General features: G+C 65.4%; 24 protein-coding genes. 12 read left to right on the top strand and 12 right to left on the bottom strand.

Annotated elements, in window-relative coordinates:
* Positions 1 to 100: 100 nt before the first annotated feature.
* A complete protein-coding gene (locus BME24068_RS03935) occupies positions 101 to 994 on the top strand; it encodes a LysR family transcriptional regulator ArgP (protein ID WP_174925213.1) in 894 nt (297 codons plus the stop codon).
* Positions 995 to 1,040: 46 nt separating this feature from the next.
* Here the strand turns inward: BME24068_RS03935 and fnr are convergent, their stop codons facing one another.
* The 3 genes from fnr to BME24068_RS03920 form a co-directional block, all read right to left on the bottom strand.
* On the bottom strand, positions 1,041 to 1,787 hold the full coding sequence (fnr, locus tag BME24068_RS03930; RefSeq protein ID WP_096500969.1) for a fumarate/nitrate reduction transcriptional regulator Fnr: 747 nt from the start codon (positions 1,785 to 1,787) through the stop codon (positions 1,041 to 1,043).
* A 130-nt stretch (positions 1,788 to 1,917) separates the two neighbouring features.
* Positions 1,918 to 2,385 carry a universal stress protein gene (locus tag BME24068_RS03925; RefSeq protein ID WP_096500967.1) on the bottom strand — a complete coding sequence of 156 codons (468 nt, stop codon included), beginning with the start codon at positions 2,383 to 2,385 and terminating at the stop codon, positions 1,918 to 1,920.
* A gap of 601 nt (positions 2,386 to 2,986) precedes the next feature.
* Positions 2,987 to 3,394, bottom strand: a complete 408-nt coding sequence (locus BME24068_RS03920; protein ID WP_096500965.1) for a DUF3005 domain-containing protein — start codon at positions 3,392 to 3,394, stop codon at positions 2,987 to 2,989.
* 277 nt (positions 3,395 to 3,671) lie between these two features.
* On the opposite strand from BME24068_RS03920, the gene BME24068_RS03915 reads away from it, so the two are divergent.
* A complete protein-coding gene (locus BME24068_RS03915; RefSeq protein ID WP_096500963.1) occupies positions 3,672 to 3,905 on the top strand; it encodes a hypothetical protein in 234 nt (77 codons plus the stop codon).
* Between the two features lie 137 nt (positions 3,906 to 4,042).
* Positions 4,043 to 4,963 (top strand): serine O-acetyltransferase EpsC, encoded by a 921-nt coding sequence (gene epsC / locus BME24068_RS03910; protein WP_096500961.1) that lies wholly within the window; start codon positions 4,043 to 4,045, stop codon positions 4,961 to 4,963.
* Positions 4,964 to 5,195: 232 nt separating this feature from the next.
* On the opposite strand, the gene BME24068_RS03905 is transcribed toward epsC, so the two are convergent.
* The 3 genes from BME24068_RS03905 to BME24068_RS03895 all read right to left on the bottom strand — a co-directional run bounded on the left by BME24068_RS03905 (position 5,196) and on the right by BME24068_RS03895 (position 7,664).
* On the bottom strand, positions 5,196 to 5,999 hold the full coding sequence (locus BME24068_RS03905; RefSeq protein WP_174925212.1) for an SDR family oxidoreductase: 804 nt from the start codon (positions 5,997 to 5,999) through the stop codon (positions 5,196 to 5,198).
* Positions 5,999 to 6,628 carry a GTP cyclohydrolase I FolE gene (folE, locus tag BME24068_RS03900; RefSeq protein WP_096500957.1) on the bottom strand — a complete coding sequence of 210 codons (630 nt, stop codon included), beginning with the start codon at positions 6,626 to 6,628 and terminating at the stop codon, positions 5,999 to 6,001. The genes BME24068_RS03905 and folE overlap by 1 nt, the downstream gene beginning before the upstream one ends.
* A gap of 109 nt (positions 6,629 to 6,737) precedes the next feature.
* Positions 6,738 to 7,664 carry a LysR family transcriptional regulator gene (locus tag BME24068_RS03895; RefSeq protein ID WP_096500955.1) on the bottom strand — a complete coding sequence of 309 codons (927 nt, stop codon included), beginning with the start codon at positions 7,662 to 7,664 and terminating at the stop codon, positions 6,738 to 6,740.
* Between the two features lie 116 nt (positions 7,665 to 7,780).
* Between BME24068_RS03895 and pobA the strand changes: the two genes are divergently transcribed.
* From pobA to BME24068_RS03860, 7 genes are all read left to right on the top strand, one after another.
* Positions 7,781 to 9,013: a 4-hydroxybenzoate 3-monooxygenase gene (gene pobA, locus BME24068_RS03890; protein WP_174925211.1), complete on the top strand. Its 1,233-nt coding sequence runs from the start codon at positions 7,781 to 7,783 to the stop codon at positions 9,011 to 9,013.
* 145 nt (positions 9,014 to 9,158) lie between these two features.
* Positions 9,159 to 9,875, top strand: a complete 717-nt coding sequence (locus BME24068_RS03885; RefSeq protein WP_006756646.1) for a 3-oxoacid CoA-transferase subunit A — start codon at positions 9,159 to 9,161, stop codon at positions 9,873 to 9,875.
* 19 nt (positions 9,876 to 9,894) lie between these two features.
* Entirely contained in the window at positions 9,895 to 10,551 is a 657-nt protein-coding gene (locus BME24068_RS03880; protein ID WP_174925210.1) for a 3-oxoacid CoA-transferase subunit B, read from the top strand.
* 88 nt (positions 10,552 to 10,639) lie between these two features.
* Positions 10,640 to 11,998 (top strand): 3-carboxy-cis,cis-muconate cycloisomerase, encoded by a 1,359-nt coding sequence (locus BME24068_RS03875; RefSeq protein WP_174925209.1) that lies wholly within the window; start codon positions 10,640 to 10,642, stop codon positions 11,996 to 11,998.
* A gap of 14 nt (positions 11,999 to 12,012) precedes the next feature.
* Positions 12,013 to 12,798 (top strand): 3-oxoadipate enol-lactonase, encoded by a 786-nt coding sequence (gene pcaD / locus BME24068_RS03870; RefSeq protein ID WP_174925208.1) that lies wholly within the window; start codon positions 12,013 to 12,015, stop codon positions 12,796 to 12,798.
* 10 nt (positions 12,799 to 12,808) lie between these two features.
* Complete coding sequence (gene pcaC, locus BME24068_RS03865; RefSeq protein WP_044846455.1) at positions 12,809 to 13,195, top strand: 4-carboxymuconolactone decarboxylase; 387 nt, start codon at positions 12,809 to 12,811, stop codon at positions 13,193 to 13,195.
* Between the two features lie 213 nt (positions 13,196 to 13,408).
* Positions 13,409 to 14,767, top strand: a complete 1,359-nt coding sequence (locus BME24068_RS03860; protein ID WP_096500946.1) for an MFS transporter — start codon at positions 13,409 to 13,411, stop codon at positions 14,765 to 14,767.
* Between the two features lie 131 nt (positions 14,768 to 14,898).
* Here the strand turns inward: BME24068_RS03860 and BME24068_RS03855 are convergent, their stop codons facing one another.
* From BME24068_RS03855 to BME24068_RS03840, 4 genes are all read right to left on the bottom strand, one after another.
* Positions 14,899 to 15,147 (bottom strand): hypothetical protein, encoded by a 249-nt coding sequence (locus BME24068_RS03855; protein ID WP_096500944.1) that lies wholly within the window; start codon positions 15,145 to 15,147, stop codon positions 14,899 to 14,901.
* A gap of 107 nt (positions 15,148 to 15,254) precedes the next feature.
* Complete coding sequence (locus BME24068_RS03850; RefSeq protein WP_096500942.1) at positions 15,255 to 15,872, bottom strand: LysE family translocator; 618 nt, start codon at positions 15,870 to 15,872, stop codon at positions 15,255 to 15,257.
* A 281-nt stretch (positions 15,873 to 16,153) separates the two neighbouring features.
* Complete coding sequence (locus BME24068_RS03845; protein ID WP_174925207.1) at positions 16,154 to 17,443, bottom strand: PAS domain-containing protein; 1,290 nt, start codon at positions 17,441 to 17,443, stop codon at positions 16,154 to 16,156.
* 627 nt (positions 17,444 to 18,070) lie between these two features.
* On the bottom strand, positions 18,071 to 18,805 hold the full coding sequence (locus BME24068_RS03840) for a PA3715 family protein (RefSeq protein ID WP_174925206.1): 735 nt from the start codon (positions 18,803 to 18,805) through the stop codon (positions 18,071 to 18,073).
* Between the two features lie 367 nt (positions 18,806 to 19,172).
* Between BME24068_RS03840 and BME24068_RS03835 the strand changes: the two genes are divergently transcribed.
* Together BME24068_RS03835 and BME24068_RS03830 are read left to right on the top strand one after the other, a co-directional pair.
* Positions 19,173 to 20,486, top strand: coding sequence for a dicarboxylate/amino acid:cation symporter (locus tag BME24068_RS03835; protein ID WP_174925205.1), 1,314 nt, complete (start codon positions 19,173 to 19,175; stop codon positions 20,484 to 20,486).
* A 450-nt stretch (positions 20,487 to 20,936) separates the two neighbouring features.
* Positions 20,937 to 22,871 (top strand): NHL repeat-containing protein, encoded by a 1,935-nt coding sequence (locus tag BME24068_RS03830; protein ID WP_174925204.1) that lies wholly within the window; start codon positions 20,937 to 20,939, stop codon positions 22,869 to 22,871.
* A gap of 84 nt (positions 22,872 to 22,955) precedes the next feature.
* On the opposite strand, the gene BME24068_RS03825 is transcribed toward BME24068_RS03830, so the two are convergent.
* Together BME24068_RS03825 and BME24068_RS03820 are read right to left on the bottom strand one after the other, a co-directional pair.
* Positions 22,956 to 24,257 (bottom strand): XAC2610-related protein, encoded by a 1,302-nt coding sequence (locus BME24068_RS03825; RefSeq protein WP_174925203.1) that lies wholly within the window; start codon positions 24,255 to 24,257, stop codon positions 22,956 to 22,958.
* Positions 24,258 to 24,443: 186 nt separating this feature from the next.
* Complete coding sequence (locus tag BME24068_RS03820) at positions 24,444 to 24,893, bottom strand: GNAT family N-acetyltransferase (RefSeq protein WP_174925202.1); 450 nt, start codon at positions 24,891 to 24,893, stop codon at positions 24,444 to 24,446.
* Between the last annotated feature and the right edge of the window lie 24 nt (positions 24,894 to 24,917).

The raw sequence follows: 24,917 nt of genomic DNA, 5'->3' as shown, positions 1-24,917 counted from the left end.
GGAATTGACAGCAGTAGACGGGGGAATCGGTTGGCGCTAGTCTGCGGTCAGCCCCGGAATAAGAGAAGCTAATTCACCTAATGTCGATTAAGGAAATCTAATGCTGGACTACGCGTTGCTCGACGCCCTCGCGGCGGTGATCCGGCACGGCTCGTTCGAACGGGCGGCCAGGGAGCTGAACGTCACGCCGTCGGCGGTGTCGCAGCGCGTGAAACTGCTGGAGGAGCGTGTCGGCAGCGTGCTGGTCAAGCGCGGGCAGCCGTGCGTCGCGACGACCTCGGGCGCGCTGCTGTGCCGGCATACGGAGCGCGTGCAGTTGCTCGAGGCCGAACTGGGCGGCCGGATGCCCGTATTGCCGGGCCAGATCGCGAGCGCATGGCCGACGCTGCGCGTGGCCGTGAACGACGACAGCGTCGCGACGTGGTTCATCGACGCGGTCGGGCCGTTCTGCACGGAGCGCGAGACGTTGCTCGACCTCGTGATCGACGATCAGGACTACACGGCCGCGCGCATCCGCGACGGCAGCGTGCAGGGCGCGGTGACCGCGCAGGCCGAGCCGATCCAGGGGTGCAGGTCGACGCGGCTCGGGCGCATCCGCTATCGCGCGGTGTGCTCGCCGGCGTTTCACGACCGTTATTTCGGCGCGGGCATCACGCGCGATGCGCTGCGCCGCGCGCCGTGCGTGATGTTCAATCCGAAGGACGGGCTGCAGGCGCGTTTCATCCGGCGCGTGACGCGTGCGGAGCTCGATCCGCCGCAACACTGGATACCGCACGTCGCCGGGTATCTACGCGCATGCGAAACGGGGCTGGGATGGGGAATGTGTCCGGACCGGATGGTCGATCGCCAGCTGGCAGCGGGCGAACTGGTCGACATGTCGCGCGGGCGGACGGTGGACATCGAGCTTTACTGGCAGAGCTGGCGCCTGTCGATCGGCTGGCTCGACGATTTCAGCGCGGCGCTGAAGGCGCGCGCCGCGCTGTTTCTCGACTGATCGGACGGGGAAGGCATGCGGCGCGTATCGCACGCGCCGGGCCGGGTCAGACGTGATGCAGGCCGTCGAAGTCGACGATCTGCACGAGGCGGCCCTGCATTTCGATCAGGCCGCGCTTCTGGAATTTCGACAGCGTGCGGCTGACCGTTTCGAGCGTCATGCCGAGGTAGCTGCCGATGTCTTCGCGCGTCATCCGCAGGTTGAATTCCGACGGCGAGTAGCCGCGCTTCAGGTAGCGCTGCGACACGTCGAGCAGGAACGCGGCGACGCGCTCTTCCGCATTCAGCGAACCGAGCAGCATCGTCTGCGACGTTTCGCGCACGATCTGCTCGCTCATCAGCTTGTGCATGCGTAGTTGCATCGTGCCGGCTTCCGAGCACAGCGACTTGAGCGCGCTGTACGGAATCACGCAGACCGAGCTGTCTTCCAGCGCGACCGCGGTGCGCGGGTGCGTGTCGTCGCAGATGCCGTCGAGGCCGAGCGCTTCGCCCGCGAGGTGCAGGCCGGTGACCTGTTCGCGGCCGTCATGGCGCGTGGCGACGGTTTTCAGCGAACCCGAACGTACGGCATACAGGTTGTCGAACGCATCGCCTTCGCGGAACAACGCTTCGCCGCGCTTGACCGGGCGAGCCGCGCAGATGACCGATTCGAGGCGGCTGAGCGCTTCGGGTGCGAGGCCCTGCGGCATGCACAGATGACGCATTGCGCACGACGAGCAATGAGGGGCCTGGCGGGGAGCCCAGTTGCCTGCATGGGAAGGGGCGGCGGGGCGTGTGGCGACGGGCGTCAGCATGATCGTTTACTCCGGCGTTGAATCGACAGAATCATTGTCCCACCGCAAATTGGCGCGGTCGGGTGACAAAACGTCGCGACCGCGCGCGCATGCCGGCCGTTGCGTGAGCACGGTGCGCGCGCGAACATGTTCAGCCCTCCTGCTCATCCGTGTGCGAGGCGGCCGGGATCAGCAGCACGGGCAACGTCGCGTGGCGCACGCACTGTTCCGCGATGCTGCCGAGCACGAGGCGGCGGAACCCGCGCCGGCCGTGCGTGCCGAGCACCAGCAGATCGGCGCCGAATGCCTTCGCGCCATCGAGGATCAGCGTCGAGACGTCGTTGAGCGACGACGCTTCGCTCATCAGCGTCTCGCCCTTCACGCCCGCCGCCTGCATCAGCTTCGTGAAATCCGCCGCGAGCGCGTTGCCTTGCGCGACGAGCTGGTCGCGCAGCACGGACGGATCGTAGCCCGGCACGTTGTAGTAGATCGCGGCGTTCTCGACGACGTAGAACGGCTGCAGTTCCGCGCCGTGTTCTTTCGCGAGTGCGAGTGCGGCATCGAATGCATGGCGGGACGTGTCGCTGCCGTCGATGGCAACCAGAATGCGCTTGTACATAGTGTCTCCGAGTGGCGGGTTGAACGGAAGTCGGCCGAACGGCCGGGCAGACCGTGCGTTGCTGCGAGGCAGAGTAAACCAACGGCAGGGACTTTGCATCGACATGCCGGTCGTCTCGATCGGCACGCGCGATCGCGGCGCTTGTGTCGTTGCAGCGGCGCGCGCCGATCGCGAGCCATGCGCGCGCCGCATGTTGCGCTGCGTGACGGGCGCGTTGCGGCAGTCTGCGGCGAGATGACGGCGGACGAGCGCCGTGCGGATACCGCATCGCGACGGCAGCGGCCGCACAGGCGTCGCGCGATGGTCCGGGGTGCGGTACCGTCCGCCGATGCACGACAACGTCCGCTTTGGCGAAGCCGAATCGCGCGCGTGCCTCCATTGGATCGCAACCGAACTGCGAATAACCTGATTTCGATCAACATCGATGCATTCACATCGATCGAAAGCGCGCGGCGCACCCGCGCGTCGCCGCGAACCGGCGCCGGTATCGACACCGATACGGAAGATCGTCCGCGTGCGCGCCGAACACAAGCCGGGCCCGCGCGAACCATCGGCCCGCGCGCCGCTCCGGCAAACGAACGATCGATTCAAACGCCGCGCGCTACCTCGGCACCGCGGCGATCTCGATGACGCGTTCGGGCCGGCGTCCGTGCCCGGGCCAGTACGCGCTGCCGTACATCCGGTGAACCGGGCCGAACAGTTCGTCGCCTGCGTGCGGCGGTGCATCGAAACCTTTCTCGATCACCGTGTAGCCGGCCCGCAGCGCGAACGCCGGGTGATTGCCGCCGGGGCGGCTGTCGAAGCCCGCGAAGCCGTCGCCGGCTTCGGGCATTGCGTTGACGAGCGATGCGTTGCTGCGCGTGATTTGATCGGGCGAGATCGCGCCGCCTGCAAGACGCGACGCCTCGCGATTCTTGCCGTCGGTGTCGACGGTGCTGTCGTGCGTGTCGTCGTTGTCGAGTTCGATGCTGCGCGGATGCGCGGTGTGCGCTTGAGCTGACGATTCCATCGCGGCTCTCCTGGCGGCGAAGCGCTCCGGATCGAAGCAAGTCCCGTTCCGGGCACGACGGGAAAAGGCGCGCGGGCGATCGCCGCGGTCGCGCGGCGCGCATTGATTTGTCGTGATTTATTTCAGCTAGAACACGCGTTTTCTACAGAGTATGATTCTTTTCCTGCGAAGCGGCGAGAGGGGAAGCGATCTCGCCGTCTCTGCCCGCGCCGGGGGCCGCAGCACCCTTAAAGACGGGTAGTGAACAACAAAGCAAGGGACTAGAGGTGGCGGATTCATGCAAGCGACTACTGCCTTCACGCACCGCGGTTATCTGTTGAATTGCGCGCCCGCGCGCGCCAGTGACGGGTCGTTCAAGCCCTATGTCGTGATCTCCCGATCGAGCGACGGGGAACTCGTTGCCAATCGTTTTTTTCCGATCGAACTCCAGTTCAACGACGAAGGCGCTGCGATCGCGCACGCGCGCGACTGGGCCGTGCGCTGGATCGACGCGAGCAGCATCGCGATCTGACGCCGTCGCGCACCGGCCGCATTGGCCATCCGGCCGATCCACCGCGGGCCGCTGCCGGACGAAAAACGCGGTAATCTTGCGGAACCCGTCACTTTATTAGCGGCCGTGCGACTGCGCGCGGCTGCCTGCATTGGCATATGTCGACATCACCCGCCCGTCAGTGGGGCCTCGAAGAAATCGTCGCCGGTTTGCGCGAGTCGCGCGAGGAACTCCATCGCACGCGTCATCCGCGCGGCATTCGCGAACTGCCGTCGCGCGACGCGATCTGCAAGATTGTCACCGGCCTGCGCGCGTCGATGTTTCCGACGCATTACGGTGCGCCCGATCTTACCGACGAAAGCGTCGACTATTACGTCGGCCATACGCTCGAAAGCACGCTGCGCGTGTTGTCCGAGCAGATTCGCCGCGCGCTGCCGTTCCTGCCCGAGCATGTGGACACGCCGTTCGCGGCGCTCGACGAGCGCGCATTCGAGATCGCGCGCGAGTTCGGGCGGCAGTTGCCGTCGGTCCGCGCACTGCTGGTCAGCGACATCCAGGCCGCGTACGCCGGCGATCCGGCCGCGCAGCACATCACCGAAATCCTGCTGTGCTACCCCGGCGTGCTGGCGATGATGCACCATCGGCTCGCGCATGCGTTGCACCGGCTCGGCGTGCCGCTGCTCGCCCGGTTCATCAATGAAATCGCACACTCGGCTACCGGCATCGACATTCACCCGGGCGCGCAGATCGGCCCGAGCTTCTTCATCGACCACGGCACCGGCGTCGTGATCGGCGAAACCGCGATCATCGGCGAGCGCGTGCGCGTGTACCAGGCCGTCACGCTCGGCGCGAAGAGCTTCCCGGCCGACGGCGAAGGCACGCTGGTCAAGGGCAACGCACGGCATCCGATCGTCGAGGACGACGTCGTGATCTACGCGGGCGCGACCATTCTCGGCCGCGTGACGATCGGGCGCGGCTCGGTGATCGGCGGCAACGTGTGGCTCACGCACAGCGTGCCGCCCGGCACGAGTGTCGCGCAGGGCAAGGTTCGGGAAGGCGGGAGCGGCGAGAAGCCGTAACGCGGTGCGCGAACGCCCGGGCGCCGCGCCGTACGACGCAGCGGCATGGGGCGGACGCTGCGGACGAGCTGTGCGAATGCCCGGGCGACGCGGCGGACGAGGTGGAATGGAGTGGACGCCGCACGATGGAGCGACGACCTGACCGCCGCCAGCGAGCGTCGCGCGTGAGCGGCGCAAAGCCGCGCGACCCGGCGCACGCAGGCGGCGCGCAGCCGCCTTCGCTCACCGAGCCTCAGTGCTTGCCGGCCGGCGAGCGGTGCTTGTACAGCACGTCCTGATCGACGCGGATCAGGTTCTGCCCCGCATCGACGACGAAATCCACGCCGTTGTACGCGCTGCCCGTGAGCAGCAGGATCGCGCTGGCGACGTCGTCGGGGCCGGCGATGCGCGCGAGCGGCGTCGATGCGCGGCTCGCGTGTTCGAAGTCGGCCTGCGTCTGGTCGTCGCTCGGCAGCATCAAGCCGGGGAACACCGCGTTCACGCGCAGCACCGTCGACGACGACAGCGCGAGCATCTGCGTGAGGTTGCCGAGCGCGGCCTTCGCGACCGTGTAGCTGAAGTGGTCGCGGTGGAAGTTTTCCTTGATCTTCTGGTCGACCACGTTGACGACGACGCCCTGCGTGCCGGCCGCGCGGGCCCGCTCGTAGAACGCGCGCGTGAGCAGGATCGGCGCACGGCAATTGACGGCCCACGCCTGGTCGAACGCCGCGAGGTCGAAGCTCGGGAAGTGATCCTGCCAGAACACCGACGCGTTGTTGACCAGCACGTCGAGGCGGCCGAAGCGCGCATAGACCTGGTCGATCAGCGCGGTGATCTGCGCGGCATCCGACAGGTCGGCCTGCAGCGCGGCCGAATCGTGCCCGCGTTCGGCGATCGTGCGGGCCGCCGCTTGCGCGGCCTCGGCCGAGCGGTCGTAGTGCACCGCGGTGCGATAGCCGTGCGCGGCGAAATACTCGGCGAACGCGCGCCCGGCCCGGCGCGCGGCGCCGGTCACGAGCACGACGGGCGCGTTCGCCGCTTGCTTCGTAGACTGCATTACGTATTCGTCAGGTTGACTGAAGAAGGATTCGCGACGATCGACAGGAATTCGCGCCGCGTCGACGGATCGGTGCGGAAGGTGCCGAGCATGCGCGACGTGACCATCTCGACGCCCGGCTTGTGCACGCCGCGCGTCGAGATGCACTGGTGCGCGGCTTCGAGAATCACGCCGACGCCCTTCGGCTGCAGCACGTCGAACAGCGTGTCGGCGATCTGCACGGTCATTTTTTCCTGGATCTGCAGGCGCTTCGCGAACGCGTCGACGAGGCGCGCGAGCTTCGAGATGCCGACGACGCGATGGTTCGGCAGATACGCGACGTGCGCGCGGCCGATGATCGGCACCATGTGGTGTTCGCAGTAGCTCTCGAAGCGGATGTCCTTCAGCACGATCATCTCGTCGTAGCCGTCGACTTCGCTGAAGGTGCGCGCGAGGATGTCGCGCGGGTCGAGCGCGTAGCCGGCGAAGAACTGTTCGTAGGCGCGCACGACGCGCGCGGGCGTGTCGAGCAGGCCTTCGCGGGAGGGATCGTCGCCGGCCCAGCGCAGCAGCACGCGAACGGCATCCTCGGCTTCTTCCCGGCTCGGTCGGGATGCGGCCGGCTCGGGCCGCGCGGATTTTTTACCCATCAGGTCGCTCCATCGAATTCAGCCGCCCGCGGCGGCGCGATCCGGTCATTGTTTCATGCTTTCGCGGGTCGTGCGTGCGGCCGCCCGCTCACCCGTCGTTCACCTTTCCTCACTTCGGCCATTCGTCCTGTTCGTCGTTGAACAGCGACGCGACGACCCCGCGCAACCACGCGGTGCGCGGGTCGTTGTGGAACTTGCGATGCCAGTGCTGCTTCAGGTCGAAGCGCGGCAGCGGCAACGGCGGCTCGACCGGCACGATGAACGCGTGCTCGGCCGCATACGCATAGCCGATCGCGTGCGGCACCGTCGCGATCAGGTCGGTGCGGCTCAGGATGAACGGCAGGCTCATGAAGTGCGGCGTCTCGAGCACCGCGCGGCGCTGCATGCGCTGCTTCGCGAGGTATTTCTCCAGCACCTCCTGGCTGCGTCCTTCGGCGCGCACCACCGCGTGCCCGCACGAGAGGAACTGCCCGGCCGTGAACGGGCGCGCCTGTTCGAGCGGATGGCCGCGCCGCATCAGGCAGACGAACCGGTGCGTAAACAGTCGCTGCTGGAAGAAGTTGTTGCCGTCGAGATCGGGGAAGTAGCCGACCGCGAGATCGATCGAGCCGGCTTCGAGGCCGCGGCCGACTTCGTCGTGCGCGAGCGAGACCGAGCGCAGGTTCGCGTACGGCGCGTGTGTCGCGAACGCCTGCAGCAGCTTCGGCAGGAACACGATCTCGCCGACGTCCGACAGCGCGATCGAGAACGTGTGCGTGCTCGCCGCCGGGTCGAAGTCGTGCGGCGCGACGAGGCCGCGCTCGATCTGCGCGAGCGCATCGCGCGCGGCCGGCAGCAGGGCGAGCGCACGCGGCGTCGGCTCCATTCCGCGCGACGTGCGTACGAACAGCGGATCGCCGAAATACTCGCGCAGGCGGCCGAGCGCCGTGCTCACGCGCGGCTGGCTCACGCCGAGCAGGTCGCCGGCGCGACTCACGTTGCGCGTGTCGTCGAGCGCGACGAGGTAGGGAATGAGGTTCAGATCGAGGGCATCCATCGCCAGGCCACTATCGGAAAGACGTATACAACTTATCTCCAAAATCGCGTTGCCGCATAGTCGGGAAAGCGCTCAAATTGTTTCCATTACTCGAACCAATGTTCAGGAGACGAACAATGCGCACCCAAGTCGCCATCATCGGCGCCGGTCCGTCCGGCCTTTTGCTTTCCCACCTGCTGCGCCTGCAAGGCGTCGATTCCATCCTCGTCGAAGCGCGTTCGCGCGAATACTGCGAGAACCGCATCCGCGCCGGCGTGCTGGAGCAGGGCACGGTCGACACGCTGAACGAAGCCGGTCTCGGCGACCGGATGCGCCGCGAAGGGCTCGAGCATCACGGCATCGAACTGCTGTTTTCGGGCCAGCGCCACCGCATCGACCTGAGCGCGCTTACCGGCGGGCGCGCGATCACCGTCTACAGCCAGCATGAAGTCGTGCGCGACCTGATCGCGGCCGGCGACGCGCATGGCCACCCGATGCATTTCGACGTCAGCGACGTCGCGCTGCACGACGTCGAAAGCGAGCGCCCGTTCGTCACGTTCAAGCACGCGGACGGCCGCGCCGAGCGCATCGACTGCGACTACATCGCCGGCTGCGACGGCTTCCACGGCATCGCGCGGCAGACGATTCCCGCCGAGCGGCTGAATACGTTCGAGCGCGTGTACCCGTTCGCGTGGCTCGGCATCCTTGCCGACGCGGCGCCGTCGCTCGACGAGCTCGTCTATGCGCATCATGCGAACGGTTTCGCGCTGTTCTCGATGCGCTCGCCGACGGTCACGCGCCTGTACCTGCAGTGCCAGCCCGACGAAAACCTCGCCGAATGGTCCGACGCGCGGATCTGGGACGAACTGCACACGCGTTTCTCGAACGACACCGGCTGGACGCCCACCGAGGGCCGGATCACGCAAAAGAGCGTGACGCCGATGCGCAGCTTCGTGTCGGAGACGATGCAGCACGGGCGGCTCTTCCTCGCCGGCGACGCCGCGCACATCGTGCCGCCGACCGGCGCGAAGGGGATGAACCTCGCGGTGGCCGACGTCCGCGCGCTGTCCCGCGCGCTCGGCGCGCGCTACCGGAACGGCGACGCGGCGCCGCTCGAGCGCTATTCGGCAACCTGCCTCGAGCGCGTGTGGCGCGCCGAGCACTTCTCGTACTTCATGACGAACATGCTCCACGCGTCGCCGGACGACACGCCGTTCGTCAACCGGTTGAAGCTCGCGGAACTGAAATACGTGACGCGCTCGCGGGCCGCCGCGCAGTCGCTGGCCGAAAACTACGTCGGGCTGCCGTTCGACGATGCGGCGACCCCCGAGGCATCCCGCCTTGACAACGCGCTGTGCGCGACTCTATGATCGGCCCATCGTTCGCTAATCGAATCTAGGTTCGATTAGCGAACAAATGCCGAAGGCCGACGATGGTCTCCGGCGCGGCACGCGACACGCGCGTGTCCCCTCGACAGGCCGCGCATCGTGCCGCGGGTTCGTATCAGGAAGAGACATGGTCAACAAGATTTTCGAATCGCTTCAGTCGGCCGTCGCCGACGTCCACGATGGCGCGACAATCATGATCGGCGGTTTCGGCACGGCAGGCATGCCGTCCGAGCTGATCGACGCGCTGATCGAGCAGGGCGCGCGCGGCCTGACGATCGTCAACAACAACGCGGGTAACGGCGAGACCGGTCTCGCCGCGCTGCTCAAGGCCAAGCGGGTGCGCAAGATCATCTGCTCGTTCCCGCGCCAGAGCGACTCGCAGGTGTTCGACGCGCTGTACCGCGCGGGCGAAATCGAGCTGGAGCTCGTGCCGCAGGGCAACCTCGCGGAGCGCATCCGCGCGGCGGGTGCCGGCATCGGCGGCTTCTTCACGCCGACGGGTTTCGGCACGAAGCTCGCGGAGGGCAAGGAAACGCGCGTGATCGACGGCAAGTCGTATGTGTTCGAGACGCCGATCCACGCCGATTTCGCGCTGGTCAAGGCGTACAAGGGCGATCGCTGGGGCAACCTGGTGTATCGCAAGACCGCGCGCAACTTCGGGCCGATCATGGCCAGCGCCGCGAAGGTCGCGATCGTGCAGGTGTCGGAAGTCGTGCCCCTCGGCGGCCTGAACCCGGAACACATCGTGACGCCGGGCATTTTCGTGCAGCGCGTCGTCGAAGTGCCGCAGGCCGCGCATGCGGCCGAGCTGGCCGCTGAACGTGCCGCATCGCAAGCCGCCTGACCGCCAGAGGAGACCCGACATGAAACGACTGACCCGCGATGAAATGGCCAAGCGCGTCGCCCAGGACATCCCCGAAGGCGCGTACGTGAACCTCGGTATCGGTGTGCCGACGCTGGTGGCGAACCACCTCGATCGAGCCAAGGAAATCTTCCTGCACAGCGAGAACGGCCTGCTCGGCATGGGCCCGGCGCCCGCGCCCGGCGAGGAAGACGACGAACTGATCAACGCCGGCAAGCAGCACGTGACGCTGCTCACCGGCGGCGCGTATTTCCATCACTCGGATTCGTTCGCGATGATGCGCGGCGGCCACCTCGACTACTGCGTGCTCGGCGCGTTCCAGGTGTCGGTGAACGGCGACCTCGCGAACTGGCATACCGGCGCGCCCGATGCGATTCCGGCCGTCGGCGGCGCGATGGATCTCGCGATCGGCGCGAAGCAGGTGTTCGTGATGATGGAGCACCTGACGAAGCAGGGCGAAAGCAAGATCGTCGCGGCGTGTTCGTATCCGGTGACCGGCGTGCAGTGCGTGAGCCGCATCTATACGGATCTCGCCGTGCTCGACGTGACGGCCGACGGCCTCGCGGTGAGCGAGATCTTCACCGACCTGTCGTTCGACGAACTGCAGAAGCTGACCGGCGTGCCGCTGATCGACGCGACGCGCAAGGCCGCGGCCTGAACCGCGAGCGTGCCGGCCCGCTCGTTCGAGCGCACGCCGGCACGCTTGGGTAGACAATAGGCGCACGCCGTTTCCCTACTCTGATGCCATGCTCGAAGACAGCGCCCGCCTGACCTCCCTCATCTGCGGCACCGAGCCGCTCAACCGGATCTGGTCGCCCCGCGCGACGATCCAGCGCATGCTCGACGTCGAAGCCGCGCTTACGCGTGCGCTCGCCGCGCGGCAGGTGATTCCCGCCACCGCGGTTGCGCCGATCGAACGCGCATGCGATGCCGATCGGCTCGATGCCGACGCGCTCGCGCATGGCGCGGCGCTCGGCGGCAATCTCGCGATTCCGCTCGTCAAGCAGCTCACCGCGCAAGTGAAGGCCGACGACCCCGAGGCCGCGAAGTTCGTGCACTGGGGCGCGACGAGCCAGGACATCATCGATACCGCGACCGTGCTGCAGTTGCGCGATACGCTCGACGTGCTGGAGCCGCTGCTCGACGAAGCGTGCGCGTCGCTCGCGACGCTCGCGCGCACGCATCGCGCGACGCCGATGATCGGCCGCACGTGGCTGCAGCAGGCGCTGCCGATCACGCTCGGTCTTAAATTCGCGCAATGGCTCGATGCGCTGCTGCGCCATCGCGCGCGCTTCGCCGAATTGCGCGAGCGCGTGCTGGTGCTGCAGTTCGGCGGCGCCGCCGGCACGCTTGCGAGCCTGCGCGAACACGCATCCGGCGTGAGCGCCGCGCTCGCCGCCGACCTGAAGCTCGCGGTGCCCGCCGTGCCGTGGCATACGCAGCGCGATCGCATCGCGGAAGCCGCGTCGTGCTTCGGCATGCTGACCGGCACGCTCGGCAAGATCGCGCGCGACGTGTCGCTGCAGATGCAGACCGAAGTCGGTGAGCTCGGCGAACCGGCTGCCGCCGGCAAGGGCGGCTCGTCGACGATGCCGCACAAGCGCAACCCGGTCGGCTGCGCGGCCGTGCTGACCGCCGCGGTGCGCGCGCCGAACCTCGTCGCTACCGTGTTCGCGGGGATGGTCCAGGAGCACGAGCGCGCGCTCGGCGGCTGGCAGGCCGAATGGGATGCGCTGCCCGATCTGGCTCGCCTGACCGGCGGCGCGCTCGCGCAGATCGCCCAGATCGTCGCGGGCCTCGACGTGAACACCGAACGCCTTGCCGCGAACCTCGACCTGACGCACGGGCTGATTCTCGGCGAAGCCGTGATGCTCGCGCTCGGCGACCGGATCGGCCGGCTCGATGCGCACCATGTCGTCGAGCACGCGTCGAAGGAAGCCGTGCGCACCGGCGCGACGCTGTTCGACGTGCTCGCGGCCGATGCGACCGTGTCCGCCCACTTGTCGCGCGATGCGCTCGCGCGGCTGCTCGATCCCGCACATTACGTCGGCGAGGCGCAGGCCTACGTCGACGCCGTGCTCGCGCTTCACGCGCGCGCGCAATAACCAGGAGAACATTGATGCCCTTCGCCACTGTCAACGGCGTGAAACTGCATTACCGGATCGACCGTGCCGCGCGCGACGACGCGCCGTGGCTCGTCTTCTCGAACTCGCTCGGCGCCGACCTGCAGATGTGGGCGCCGCAGATCCGCCCGCTCACGCAGCACTTCAACATTCTGCGCTACGACACGCGCGGCCACGGCCATTCCGAAGCGCCGGCCGGCTCGTACACGGTCGACCAGCTCGCGGGCGACGTGATCGGCCTGCTCGACCATGTCGGCATCGATCGCGCGCATTTCTGCGGGATTTCGATGGGCGGCCTGACCGGCGCCGCGCTCGCCGCGCGTTTCCCGTCGCGCATCGTGCGCGCCGTGCTGGCGAACACCGCCGCGAAGATCGGTTCGCCGGAAGTGTGGGCGCCGCGTGCGCAGAAGGCGCGCGCCGAAGGGATGGCCGCGCTGGCCGACGCCGTGCTGCCGCGCTGGTTCACCGACGCGTTCGTCGGGCGCGAGCCGCGCCTGTTCGACGCGATCCGCGACACCTTCGTGCATACCGACAAGGACGGCTATGCGGCGAACTGCGACGCGCTGAACGCGGCCGACCTGCGCGAGGAAGTGAAGGGCATCGCGCTGCCGGTGCTCGTCGTGACCGGCGAGAAGGACATGTCGACGCCGCCCGACCAGGGCCGCGCGCTGGCTGCCGCCATTCCCGGCGCGCGTCACGTCGAATTCGACGCCGCGCACATTTCGAACATCGAGTACGCCGACGGTTTCAACCGCGCGCTGCTCGAATTCCTGACCGCGTAAGGCACCGACGATGGATGATCAGCAACGTTACGAAGCAGGGATGAAGGTGCGCCGCGCGGTGCTCGGCGACGCGCACGTCGATCGTTCGATCGAGAACCGCACCGAGGTGACCGACGAATTCCAGAACCTGATCACCCGCTATGCATGGGGCGAGATCTGGACCCGCGACGGCCTGCCGCGCCATACGCGCAGCCTGTTGACCATCGCGATGATGGTTGCGTTGAACCGCGGCGAGGAACTCGCGCTGCACCTGCGCGCCGCGCGCAACAACGGCGTGACGCGCGACGAGATCAAGGAAGTGCTGCTGCAGACCGCGATCTATTGCGGCGTGCCGGCCGCGAACTCCGCGTTCCATCTCGCGGACAAGATCTTCAAGGAGCAGGATGCGGCCGCCTAGATGCGGCTGAATGACACGACCGGCTCGCGCCGGACGTGACCCGATCGCGACGCCTGCCGCAGCCGGCAGGTGTCGACGATGCATGACGCGCCGGCGGCGAATCGGCGCGCGAACAAGGAAAGACGCGGCCATGAGGCCGCGTTGTTCATATCAGCGTTACATGGGACCGGGAGAGCGCGCAAGCGCCAACGCCGGTCGACAAGGAGACTCGCGATGAATCGCGCACCCGTGGTCGATGTCCAGACCTTCATCAACGAGCAGCCGTTCGGCGGCTTTCAGTGGCTCGTATTCCTGATGTGTTTCGTGATCGTGCTGCTCGACGGCTTCGATACGGCCGCGATCGGCTTTATCGCACCGTCGCTGCTCGGCGAATGGAACCTGACCAAACCCGATCTCGCCCCCGTGCTGAGCGCCGCGCTGTTCGGCCTTGCGTGCGGCGCGCTGGTGTCGGGTCCGCTGTCCGATCGACTCGGGCGCCGCTCGCTGCTGGTCGGCTCGGTGCTGCTGTTCGGCGTCGCGTGTTTCGTGTCCGCGTTCTCGACGACCATCGGACACCTGACGATCCTGCGTTTCGTGACCGGCGTCGGCCTCGGCGCCGCGATGCCGAACGCGGTCACGATGATGGGCGAGTTCTGCCCGGACAAGCGCCGTGCGACCGTGATCAACCTGATGTTCTGCGGCTTCCCGCTCGGTGCGGCGTTCGGCGGCTTTCTCGCCGCGTGGATGATCCCGCATTTCGGCTGGCGCAGCGTGTTGATGCTCGGCGGCGTGACGCCGCTGCTGCTCGGCGTGTTGCTGCTGCTGAAGATGCCCGAATCGGTGCGTTTCATGGTGGCGCACGGGAAGAGCGTCGACCGGATCCGCGCGACGCTCGCGCGCATCTCGCGCGATGCGATGAACGCCGGCTCGTTCGCGATGACCGAAGCGGCGCCGCAAACCGGCAGCCAGGGCCTCGGCGTCGTGCTGTCGCGCTCGTACATCGTCGGCTCGGTGATGCTGTGGGTCGCGTACTTCATGGGCCTCGTGATCTTCTACGCGTCGATCAACTGGATGCCGATCCTGTTGAAGGATGCGGGCCTCACGCCGAAGAGCGCGACGCTGATCTCGGCGCTGTTCCCGCTCGGCGGCGTCGGCGCCGTGCTGTGCGGTGTGCTGATGGACCGCTTCAACGCGAACCGCGTGATCGCCGTGTGCTATGCGCTGACCGCGATCAGCGTGTATGCGATCGGGCAGGCCGCGGGGAACGTCGGGTTGCTCGTGCTGGTCGTGTTCGTGGCCGGCGTGCTGATGAACACCGCGCAATCGTCGATGCCGGCGCTCGCCGCCGCGTTCTATCCGACCGAAGGGCGCGGCACGGGCGTGGCGTGGATGCTGGGCGTCGGCCGCTTCGGCGGGATCGCCGGCTCGTTCCTCGTGGCGGAACTGACGCGCCGGCACTTCTCGTTCGCGGGTGTATTCGCGACGATCGCGGTGGCGGGCCTGCTCGCGTGCGTCGCGTTGCTGATCAAGCAGATGGCACGGCCGCACGGCGTCGCGCAACCGACCGGCAAGATCGAATCGCTCGGGCATTGAGCGGGCGCGGGGCCGGGGCGATGCGCCGGCCCGGTGTGCCGAGGTTGCCGCGGTGGGTCGCAAGACGGCCGACACGCAACGACAGGACGGGTCGCTTCGGCGGCCCGTCGTTCATTCCGGCCGTCGCATCGTTACTCCTCCGCGTCGTGTTCCTTGACGAAGTTGCGCAGATACGCGCGCAGCGCGGCTTCCTGGCTGCGATGATCGGCATGATTCGCGGCGCCCATCTCTTCCTCGTCGCCGAACAGTGTGGGCGGCGCGCAGTACGTACCCACTTCGACGTTTTCTCGCAGCACGCGGATGTCGTGCGTGAGCGGGTGATACTCGGCCATCCAGTGCATGCCTTCGATGTGTTCGCCGGCTTTCAGCATTGGCTTCATCGGCACTCTCCATGCAGCGACGGTGCAACCGCCGAAGCGGTTGCACGCGCCCGTATCAAAAGGGTACGCCTGCATGGGACGAAGCTCAACGGGTGCGCTGTGAGCGCTTACTGCGGGAGCAGGTGCGCGACGAGCGGATACAGCGACAGGATCAGCAGCACGGCCATCGTCACGTTGAAGATGCGCAGCGCGCGGCTGTTCGACAGGAAGCGGCGCAGGCCGAGGCCGAACGCGGCCCACAGGCTGATGCACGGAAAGCCGATCAGGATGAAGACGACGGCCATCCATGCGGCGTTCATGCCGTAGTCGGCGGACAGGCGGATCGTCGTCGCGGCGGTCAGTACCATCATCCATGCCTTCGGATTGACCCACTGGAACGCGGCGGCTTCAAGGAACGTCATCGGCCGCGGCTTGGCGCCTTGCGCCTTCACTTCGCCCGACGTGCCGATGCGCCACGCGAGGTACAGCAGGTATGCGACGCTTGCGATTTCGAGGATCGTGTACAGCACCGGTACGCGGCGGAACGCTTCGCCGAGACCGAAGCCGACACACAGCATCAGGATCGCGACGCCGATGCTGATGCCGAACAGGTGCGGCATCGTGCGGCGGAAGCCGAAATTGACGCCCGATGCGAGCAGCATCGTGTTGTTCGGGCCGGGCGTGATCGACGTGACGAGCGCGAACAGCATGCCGGCGGGCAGCGCGCTCAGGGTGAGGAATTCCATCGCGGATTCTCCATTCGTGTTCGGGACTGGGATGGAGTCAGTGTAGCGACGGTTTTCGGTACAGTACCGGTACAGTTTGTTTGACAATTGCCGGTACGGGGTGGGGGTGGCTGGGGCGGGGTGGTTCCTGTTTTGTTGTTTCGTAGACAACTCGGGTTCAGTTCTTTGAATGAACGGTGCAGCGTGTGGTGGCAGTGATATCGAAGCCGTCTGCGCAATGCATGCCGAGATGGCGAGCGAGCGTTGACTCCCGATATCTCACTGCAATCTTGTTTTGAAAATCAGTTGCTTGATACTTTGAGCTGCAGAAAATCGCTCAAATTACGATAGGTTCTAGTGAATGTGTCCGATTTCGGCGCGGGATTTGCATTCTCGCCGATTGAGTCGAGAGCCTTATCCGTAATGTCGGAGATCATTCCGAAGACTCGATCCGGTTCCTGCGGGTTACGTGTCAGGTACGCCACCAAGCGTATTTTTCGAATCTCACCGCCTGATCTGATGATTCTGAACTCGCTAAAATACTCCAGCCTGGAGGCCGAAGGTCCTTGATCGATCGATGTTACGCAAACCGCTTGCTGCATATCTTCAGGGTGCACAAGCGCACCAAGTTCATCAATGGACCGGGAATCGTCCGTGGTATTGAGAGACAGAATTTTGCGACAATGGTCGTCAAGAGCGATGCGCTTTACGTGGACATCGAATTCAAAAAATCCAATATTGCCAAACCGCGCGACGATATTCAGCCGATCCTGAAGTTGCTGATTTACATCTCGCGACTCGATTTCCCTGGTCGCTTCCCGAGAAATGCAGAGAATCGTTGTCACTTGGCCGGCTGGGCCCATCACAGGGGTCAACATATTATCCCAATGCTGGATCCGGCCATTGGAATCTACGCTGCGTCCCGGGAATCGACCGGACTTGCCATCCTTTGCCAGATTCAATGCAACCCTGCCGGCGGGTTGAATGTCTGCCGGCAACAAATCTAACCAGGGCATGCCAAAAGCGGAATTTTCCGGGATACCCAGTGCCTGACAGCCTGCTTTGTTCATATGCAGCAACATGCCATCGGTCGCAACCAGCTTGATGCAGTCGACGCTGATGTCCAGCATATCGCTCTGAATGGATGCTCGTCTCTCCAGGGAAATCTCCCGGGTCTTGATTTCATCGATATCGAAGAAAATACACAGCCACTCCAGATTTCTGGTTGGCTGAAGGGTAGCGATATACCAGCGTTTGCTGTCGATGTCGCTGCCGTTTAATCGGCATTCGAACGAGATGCAATTTCCCTTCACCAGCGCTGCGCAGAAATTGGAGACTGCGCGATATCTGTCAGAGGGGTTGATTAACTCGGCCCAGGGGTTGTATTTTTGCGGATCGATGGACGGATTTATCAACTTCCGCCACGGTTCGTTCAGCGAAACAACATAGCCTCGACCATCGATAATGCACGCCGGCAGGCAGATCGTGGATAAAACCGCCTTCGGGTCGGAAACGGGTTTGTCTTTGGGTTTGTTGTTCTCTATGTTTCTGAGGTCATTTATCGTATCTGCAATCATGGGTGTCTTCTCCATTTAATGCTCGATCGTGAAAATTTTATCGATGGATGTCGGAAAATACGAGGTATTGTCTTCGTTGTGCACCGGTCCGACTTGTGGGATGGAGAAACACTTTTTTAGTCACATTCCGAGATGCGAATGAGGGTGATCTGTTTTTAAAAAATGAATTAAATAATTTTGATCGATTCGGTTGTAAATAAATTGAAGGAATCGTCAGAATTGTTAATACATTCAGGCTATTTGGGCGGGATGTCAAGTGGCGCGCGGTAATTTGTGTTTGTGTCGAGCGCGTCTTTATCGTGGGCCCGCATAATAGTCAGACAAATGCGACAATTGACGATTAATTGACAACCAGACGTTGATAATTGGTGCGGGGATAAAGCACGGGTTGATATTGACTCTGCGGGTGTCAGAGGCGGGATTTTCGTTCGCGTGCTTCCTCGGCGTATTCGAGGTGCATGCAATGGCGGGGATGTCGGGTTTCGCGATGCTGGCGGCCGGGTTCGTATTGGCATGGCTGGGAACCGACCTCGGGCGCTGGTGTTTTATGGTGCGTCGATGGCGCTGGTCGGTCCGGCATGGCTGCATGCCAAAAAATCACCTGGCGCACAGCTGAGCAGTTCGTGCCGGCCGCGACCACCGCTACGCAAACGGCTGCAGCGCCTTCGGTATCTGGTATTTGCCGTTGCGGTACGGGATCGTGTAGTCGACACGCTTCACGTCGGTGGCGCGCACGCCGCAATCCGGCGACGACGTTCCCTTGTTCGGGCTTGTGTAGGTCGATGACGTTTCCGACGCCGTCAGCGGCGGAGGGGCACCGTTGACGGTCGCCCCGACGGCCAGTTTCCGATTGATCTCCTCGATCTCGCCCGCGCAATCGTCGAAGATCCCGCCCGTGCGCCAGTAGAGCAGCAGCCGGTCGAGAACCGGCGTCACGCGCGAGCCCTCCATCACGTACATCGACATCACGGCTTCCTTCGTGCGCGCCGTGGTGTCGATGTCGCCGTTGACCACCACGATGCCGAACCCGATCCGGTTCCGGTCGAGTGGATAGGGCTTGACGTCGATCGCAAGCCGGTCGAGCACGCGCCAGCTGCGGCGATCGATTCCGTTCTCCTGTTCACCGTGGGCGATCACCTTGCCGGTCGCACTGTCGGCCACGATCACGCCGAGGTCGGTGGAATGTCCGCCGAATGGCAGCGCGGCGATCGTCAGCTTCGGATCGGCCGGCCACGCGAGACATGCCACGTGCGCGGCGTCGACCGTGTGGTCCGGAAAGAGCTTGCCCCATGAACGGGTGAAGTCGTGGCAGTTCGCGTGCGCGAGCGAGGATATGGCGAGGCCGACGGCAAAAGCGAAGCAGGCGCGACGTTTCATTCGGGTGGGTGCCGTGCGAGACAGGAGGTCGGCAGTATGAAACCGATCGATTGCGTTGTCACGCCGGCGGCCGCTTCGGTGGCGAGGCCCAATGTGTCGACGCGGCGATCCGCGCGGAAGGAAGGTGCCGAGGCCAGCCAGGCGCGACGATCCCCGAACCCTGGCCCGTACCACCTCCATGCTTTCAAAATTGAAAGAATGTCCGGCGTTTGCGATAGAATGCCCCCCCTGTTCGCCGTGGCGGTGCCCACGGACGGGCTCCGGCACCCGAAACGGGCATGCGCCGCACCCGCGGCTCTCCGTCCCCGATTCCAGGCCGACGATCTGCCAGCCGTTGGAAACACATGTTCTGTAATTTGGATTGCTAATGAAGAAGAAGCACAACATCACCCGGTACATCGTCATCGCGATGGCGCTGGGTATCGCCGTGGGCTACGCCTGTCATAGCGCGTTTCCCGACCCGAAGATGGCCAGGGAAGTCGCCGGCTACGTGTCGCTGCTGTCCGACGTGTTCCTGCGCCTGATCAAGATGATCATCGCGCCGCTGGTGTTCGCGACGCTCACGGTCGGCATCGCGCAGATGGGCGACGGCGGGTCGGTCGGCCGCGTGGGCGTGAAGGCGTTCGGCTGGTTCTTCATCGCGTCGTTCACGTCGCTGGTGCTCGGCCTCGTGACCGCGACGATCCTCCAGCCCGGCAGCCACCTGAGCCTGCCGCTGCCGGCCTCCGATGCGGCGCTGGGCCTGAAGACGGGCGCGTTCACGCTGAAGGACTTCGTCGTCCACCTGGTGCCGAAATCGATCGCCGAGGCGATGGCGAACAACGAGATCCTGCAGATCGTCGTGTTCTCGATCTTCTTCGGCACCGCGCTGTCCGCGCTCGGCGACGCCGGCAAGCGCCTGACCGGCGTGATCGACGATCTCGCGCAGGTCATGCTGAAAGTGACGGGCGCGGTGATGTGGTTCGCGCCGGTCGCGGTGTTTGCCGCGCTGGCGTCGACGATCACGACCGAAGGGCTGGGCATCCTGCTCACGTTCGCGAAGTTCATGGCGAGCTTCTACCTGGCGCTGGCGCTGCTGTGGGGCGTGCTGACGCTCGCGGGCGTGGCGTTCCTCGGCAAGCGCGCGTTCTCGCTGATCCGCCTGATCCGCGAGCCGTTCCTGCTGTCGTTCGCGACGGCGAGCTCGGAAGCCGCGTATCCGAAGCTGCTCGACGCGCTCGACCGCTTCGGCGTGAACCGCAGGATCTCGAGCTTCGTGCTGCCGATCGGGTATTCGTTCAACCTCGACGGCTCGATGATGTACTGCACGTTCGCGGTGCTGTTCATCTCGCAGGTGTACGGGATCGACCTGCCGCTCGGCACGCAGATCACGATGCTGCTGATGCTGATGGTCACGTCGAAGGGGATGGCGGGCGTGCCGCGCGCCTCGCTCGTCGTGATCGCGGCGACGCTCAGCCAGTTTCATCTGCCGGAAGCCGGGCTGCTGCTGATCATGGGCGTCGACATGTTCCTCGACATGGGGCGCTCGGCCACCAACGCGGTCGGCAACTCGATCGCGGCCGCCGTGGTCGCGAAGTGGGAAGGGCAGCTCGGCGATGCGCGCGACGACGCGGATTCGGAGTCGGACGGCGGCGGCGAGATCGAGCAGGTAGCAGTGCGGGAAACCGCAGCGTCCGCGTGATTTTCCCGTTGTCGTGAAGTTCGCCGGCCTGGATTCGACCTGGATTCAGGCCGGTACGATATTCGCCATCGGTCATTTCTCTACCCCGCATCCGGCGATTTTCCCGATTCGCCGAAAACTCCCTCCGCCATTTCAATACGCCAATACGCCGCATTCGAAAACCGCGGTGATATGCCGGTCGGCGCAAGCTGGACTTTCCCGATATCCAGCAAGCCGCGCGCGTAAGTGACCATTCACTCTCGCGCAGTCGCGTGCGCCGTCGGCCGGCCGGGCCTGCAATTTTTTTCCATTTATATAACGCTATTCTCGGCGGTGCCGATGATCGGATGCACGTCCGATGTCATATCGACCGCGCCGGATGATTTAGCGGAAGTATTGACGCATTGCCGATTTCAAACCATCCGGCCGTCCCTCATGTGAATGATTCCACCATTCAGGAGAGCATCAGCCATGGTCGCCAGACAACCGATTCGGGCCGTGCTGCTCGCCGCCGCGATCGCTGCGATTGCGCCGGCCGGATACGCGCGCAACACCACCGACTGGATCGCGAACACGTACGGCACGCTCGCGGCGCACGTCGGCAACGTCGCGCGCTCGATGTGGGTCGCGCCCGAAGGCGTGATCTACACGTCGTCGATGTGGGACGAGGATGAAGGCGGCGTCGCGATCTACCAGAACGGCAAGAGCATCGGCTCGATCGGCACGCATTCCGAATTCCAGGGCAGCGCGATCACGGGCAATGCGACGTCGCTGTTCGTCGCGCTGCAGCCCGGCAGCGGGTACGGCAGCGGCGCGGTCGGGCGCTACAACCGCGCGACGCGGTTTCGCGACAAGCTCATTCAGATCACCGCGGCGACGAATCAACCACGCATCGACGTCGTCACCGGGCTCGCGACGGCCGGCTCGCTGCTCTATGCGAGCGATTTCTACGGCAATCGCGTGCGGGTGTTCACGACCGACGGCGTCTGGCAGCGCGACATCGGCGTGAGCGCGCCGGGCGCGCTCGCGGTGGACGGCGCGGGCAACGTGTGGGTCGCGCAGAAGGGCGCGGGTTCGATCGTCGAATTCAGCGCGACCGGTGCGCCGCTGAACACGATCCGGATGGCAGCCGGGGCGCAGCCTTCGGCGCTCAGTTTCGATGCGGCGACGGGCCAGTTGCTGGTCGGCGACGAAGGCCCCGACATGAACATCAAGCGCTATGCCGTGTCGGGCCGGCCCGCGCTGGTCGACACGTTCGGCGTGCGCGGCGGCTATCTCGACACGACGACGGGCATCAAGGGGCAGGTGGGCGCGAAGCGCTTCACGCGGGTCGCCGGCATCGGCAAGGACACCGCCGGCAACCTGTACGTGCTCAACAACCCGTGGGGCGGCAGCTGGGATCTCGGCCGCAACGGCGCGACCGACCTTCATGCGTACAGCAGCGCGGGCAGCCTGCGGTGGACGCTGCAGTCGCTGAACTTCGAAGGGATCGCCGCGCCCGATCCGGTGACGGACGGTGCGCTGTTCTACAGCGCGACGCACGTGTATGGCGGCACCGCGGGCGGCACGTTCGTCGCGAACACCGTCGATCCGTTCGCGTATCCGTCGGACCCGCGCATCGACATGAACGATACGCAGCGCGACGAGCACTTCGGGCTGCTGACGTCGGTCGGCGCGAACCGGATCCTCGTCGCGGCGGGCCAGAATCCGCCGGTCTACGCCTTCTTCCACTTCAACGCGGCCAATGGCTACGTCGCGATTCCGGACGGCTCGATCCCGGGGCCCGCGTTCAACACGACGCGGCGCGTGTCGGCCGGCTTCAGCCTCGACAGCAAGGGCGGCGTATGGGCCGGGCTCGACAAGACCGGCGCGATCTATCACTACCCGCTCGCGGGCTTCGATGCGAGCGGCAAGCCGTCATGGGGGCCGGGTGTGCCGACGCCGGTGCCGGCCAGCATCCAGCCGCTGACGCGCATCGTCTATCTCGCCGACAGCGACACGATGGTGCTCGCGCAGGGCGTCGTCGGGAGTACCGACTGGACGTCGATCGGCACGCGCATCGAGGTGTATCACGGCTGGCTCGCGGGCAACACGACGAAGCCGAACCCGGTGATCACGCTGCCGCACAGCGGCGCGAAGTCGATCGACGCGGCCGGCAATCACCTGTTCGTCGGCTACTGGTTCAGCAGCAGTGGGCCGCTGTGGCCAAACATCGATGCATTCAACCTCGACACCGGCACGCTCGACACGACGCTCGTCAACGCGAGCCCCGCGACGGTGGATACCAGCAGCGCGATCGATGCGATGTACAGCGTGCGCACGTATCGCCGCTCGAACGGCGAGTACGTGGTGACGAAGAACAACGTGAAGGGGAACAGCATCACCGTTTATCGGTGGACGCCGTAAGCGGCGGGCGGCGTGTCTTCGAATGGCAGGCGGCCGGAGAGGCGGCCTGCCGCAATGTACGCCTCGTCCGTACGACGCGTCAGGTCAGTTCAGTTCGGCCCGCTTGCGCGTGACGCGATAGCGCATCTTGCCGTTGCGCAGATGTCCGATGGTCGTCACGAGCCACGCGCCGTCGGCGGACAGGCTTTCGTCCCAGTTCGCGATTTCGACGAGATGGCCGCCTTCGTAGCGCCACGTTTCCGACGAGTGGCTGCAGCAGCTGTTGCGGTGAGCGGAGGTAACCTGCTTCCTGCGTGCATCGAAGCCGATCTGCGGCAGGTCGGACAGCGCCTGGTCGAACACGAAGTGCCGGGATTTCGGGTCGAACAGGAAGAAGTTGTCGGTGCTGTTGGGCCCTGCGCCGCCGGAGCTGCCGCCGATCATCAGGTCCGGATGGCCGTCGAAATTGGCGTCGACCAGTGTGAGGCTCGTGTCGCTCTCGCCCCATGGGTCCGCGTAGAAATCGCGGATGACCTGCACGCGTTTACCGGTTGCGCGATCGAGCACCTCGATGGCGACCGCCGTCGCGGGATCGTTGTCGCTCGCTCCCGCCGTGAAGGCGACGCGGAAGCGGAATTGCTTCGTCTTCGGCTGCTGATCGACCCATTTGACGTCGTCGAGATCGTCACGATCGATCCAGCCGTGCGTGGGCGTGCCGTCCTGAGCGAAGCGCTCGACTTCTTCCCATTCCGGGCCGGATGCGACGACGGCCACGTAGCTGCCTGCGGGCAGCATGCCGGACGATGCGCTTCGGTGCGCGCCCGGGAAGAACGGCACGTCTTTCGTCAGGTACTGCACGCTCTGATAGGCACGCGGTGTCGCGAGCACGAAGCGGTCGCCATGGTGCTTGATCGCGTAACGGGGATGCGATTCGCCCTTGTCGTCGTAGTCGGTGCGCAGGTACTTCCGGTCGCTGCCCCAACTGACCGTGAACGCATTGGTCGACCAGTTGAATGCGGCGTCGTCGCCGGAGATGTTGGTGCGGCAGAACGGCTGCACGTCGGAGTATTCGTTCCAGTCGGGAAACGCGTACGCGGGGCAGAGCTTGTTCGGGCTGTTGACGTCGTAGTGATACCCGCCGTCGACGAGGAACAGCACGCGATTCTGCGTGCGGCCCGGGTCGCGGGCGACCACCGCGTAGCTGATCCGAGCGGCTGGCGGCAGCGCGTGTTCGAACGAGTCGTCGTCGATCTCGCCGTAGCTTGCCGGTTTCGCCTTCGGCATCGCGAGGTAACCGTCCGGATCGAGCCGGTAGATGCCGGGTTCGAGCAGGGTCGGCGTGGCGGCGCGGGCACCAGTGAAGAAGGACGGGGCGACGAGCAAAAGCGCGAGGATCGAGGACTTCACGGTGTCAGGTGATTGGGCATGAACGGGGAGGGGAACGGCAGACGATTCTAATCGATCGGTGGAACGGGTTTGGATTCGATCGCGACCGGACGCGAGTCAAGAGGCGATCGGCGGAGCGTGGATCATTGTGGCCGTAGCGCGATGACATCGCCGATGCCGAAGAAGGTCGGGCGCGTGGGGAGATCCTCAAGCGCGCCAGATCAGGTTGGCTCCGGTTGCCGTTTCCGACGCGAACCGGAACCCGAGCCGCTCGTAGAGCCGCCGTGCCGGGTTGCCATGCAGCACGCTGAGCGAAACGGGTACATGCTCGCGTGCGGCTTCGGTCAGCAGTTCGCGCAGCACAGCTTCGCCGATGCCGTGCCCTTGCCGCGACGGATGAATCTGGATCTGGTGAACGTGCCATTCATCGGCGGCGCGCGTCACTTTCAGCAAGCCGATCGGGTTCGCATTGGCGCGCGTGCCTTCGCAGACGATCATCGCGTCTTCGAAGTTCGCCGCGATGCGCCGGTGGTGCGCTTCGTCGTCGGTGGGTGCACCGACGCGTTGCAGGTGTTCGGTCATCGTGAGCCGGCGCAGCGTCAGCAGAAAGGGCAGGTCGGACGGGGACGCGAGACGAAGGCGGATCGCCGGTTTCATGATCGATGTGGATGCGCTCGGGGG

Origin of the sequence: Burkholderia anthina, assembly GCF_902498995.1 — a bacterium.
GTDB classification, from domain to species: domain Bacteria; phylum Pseudomonadota; class Gammaproteobacteria; order Burkholderiales; family Burkholderiaceae; genus Burkholderia; species Burkholderia anthina.
The sequence above is the reverse complement of the archived record's forward strand: the minus strand, read 5'-3'. Positions and strand labels throughout refer to the sequence as shown.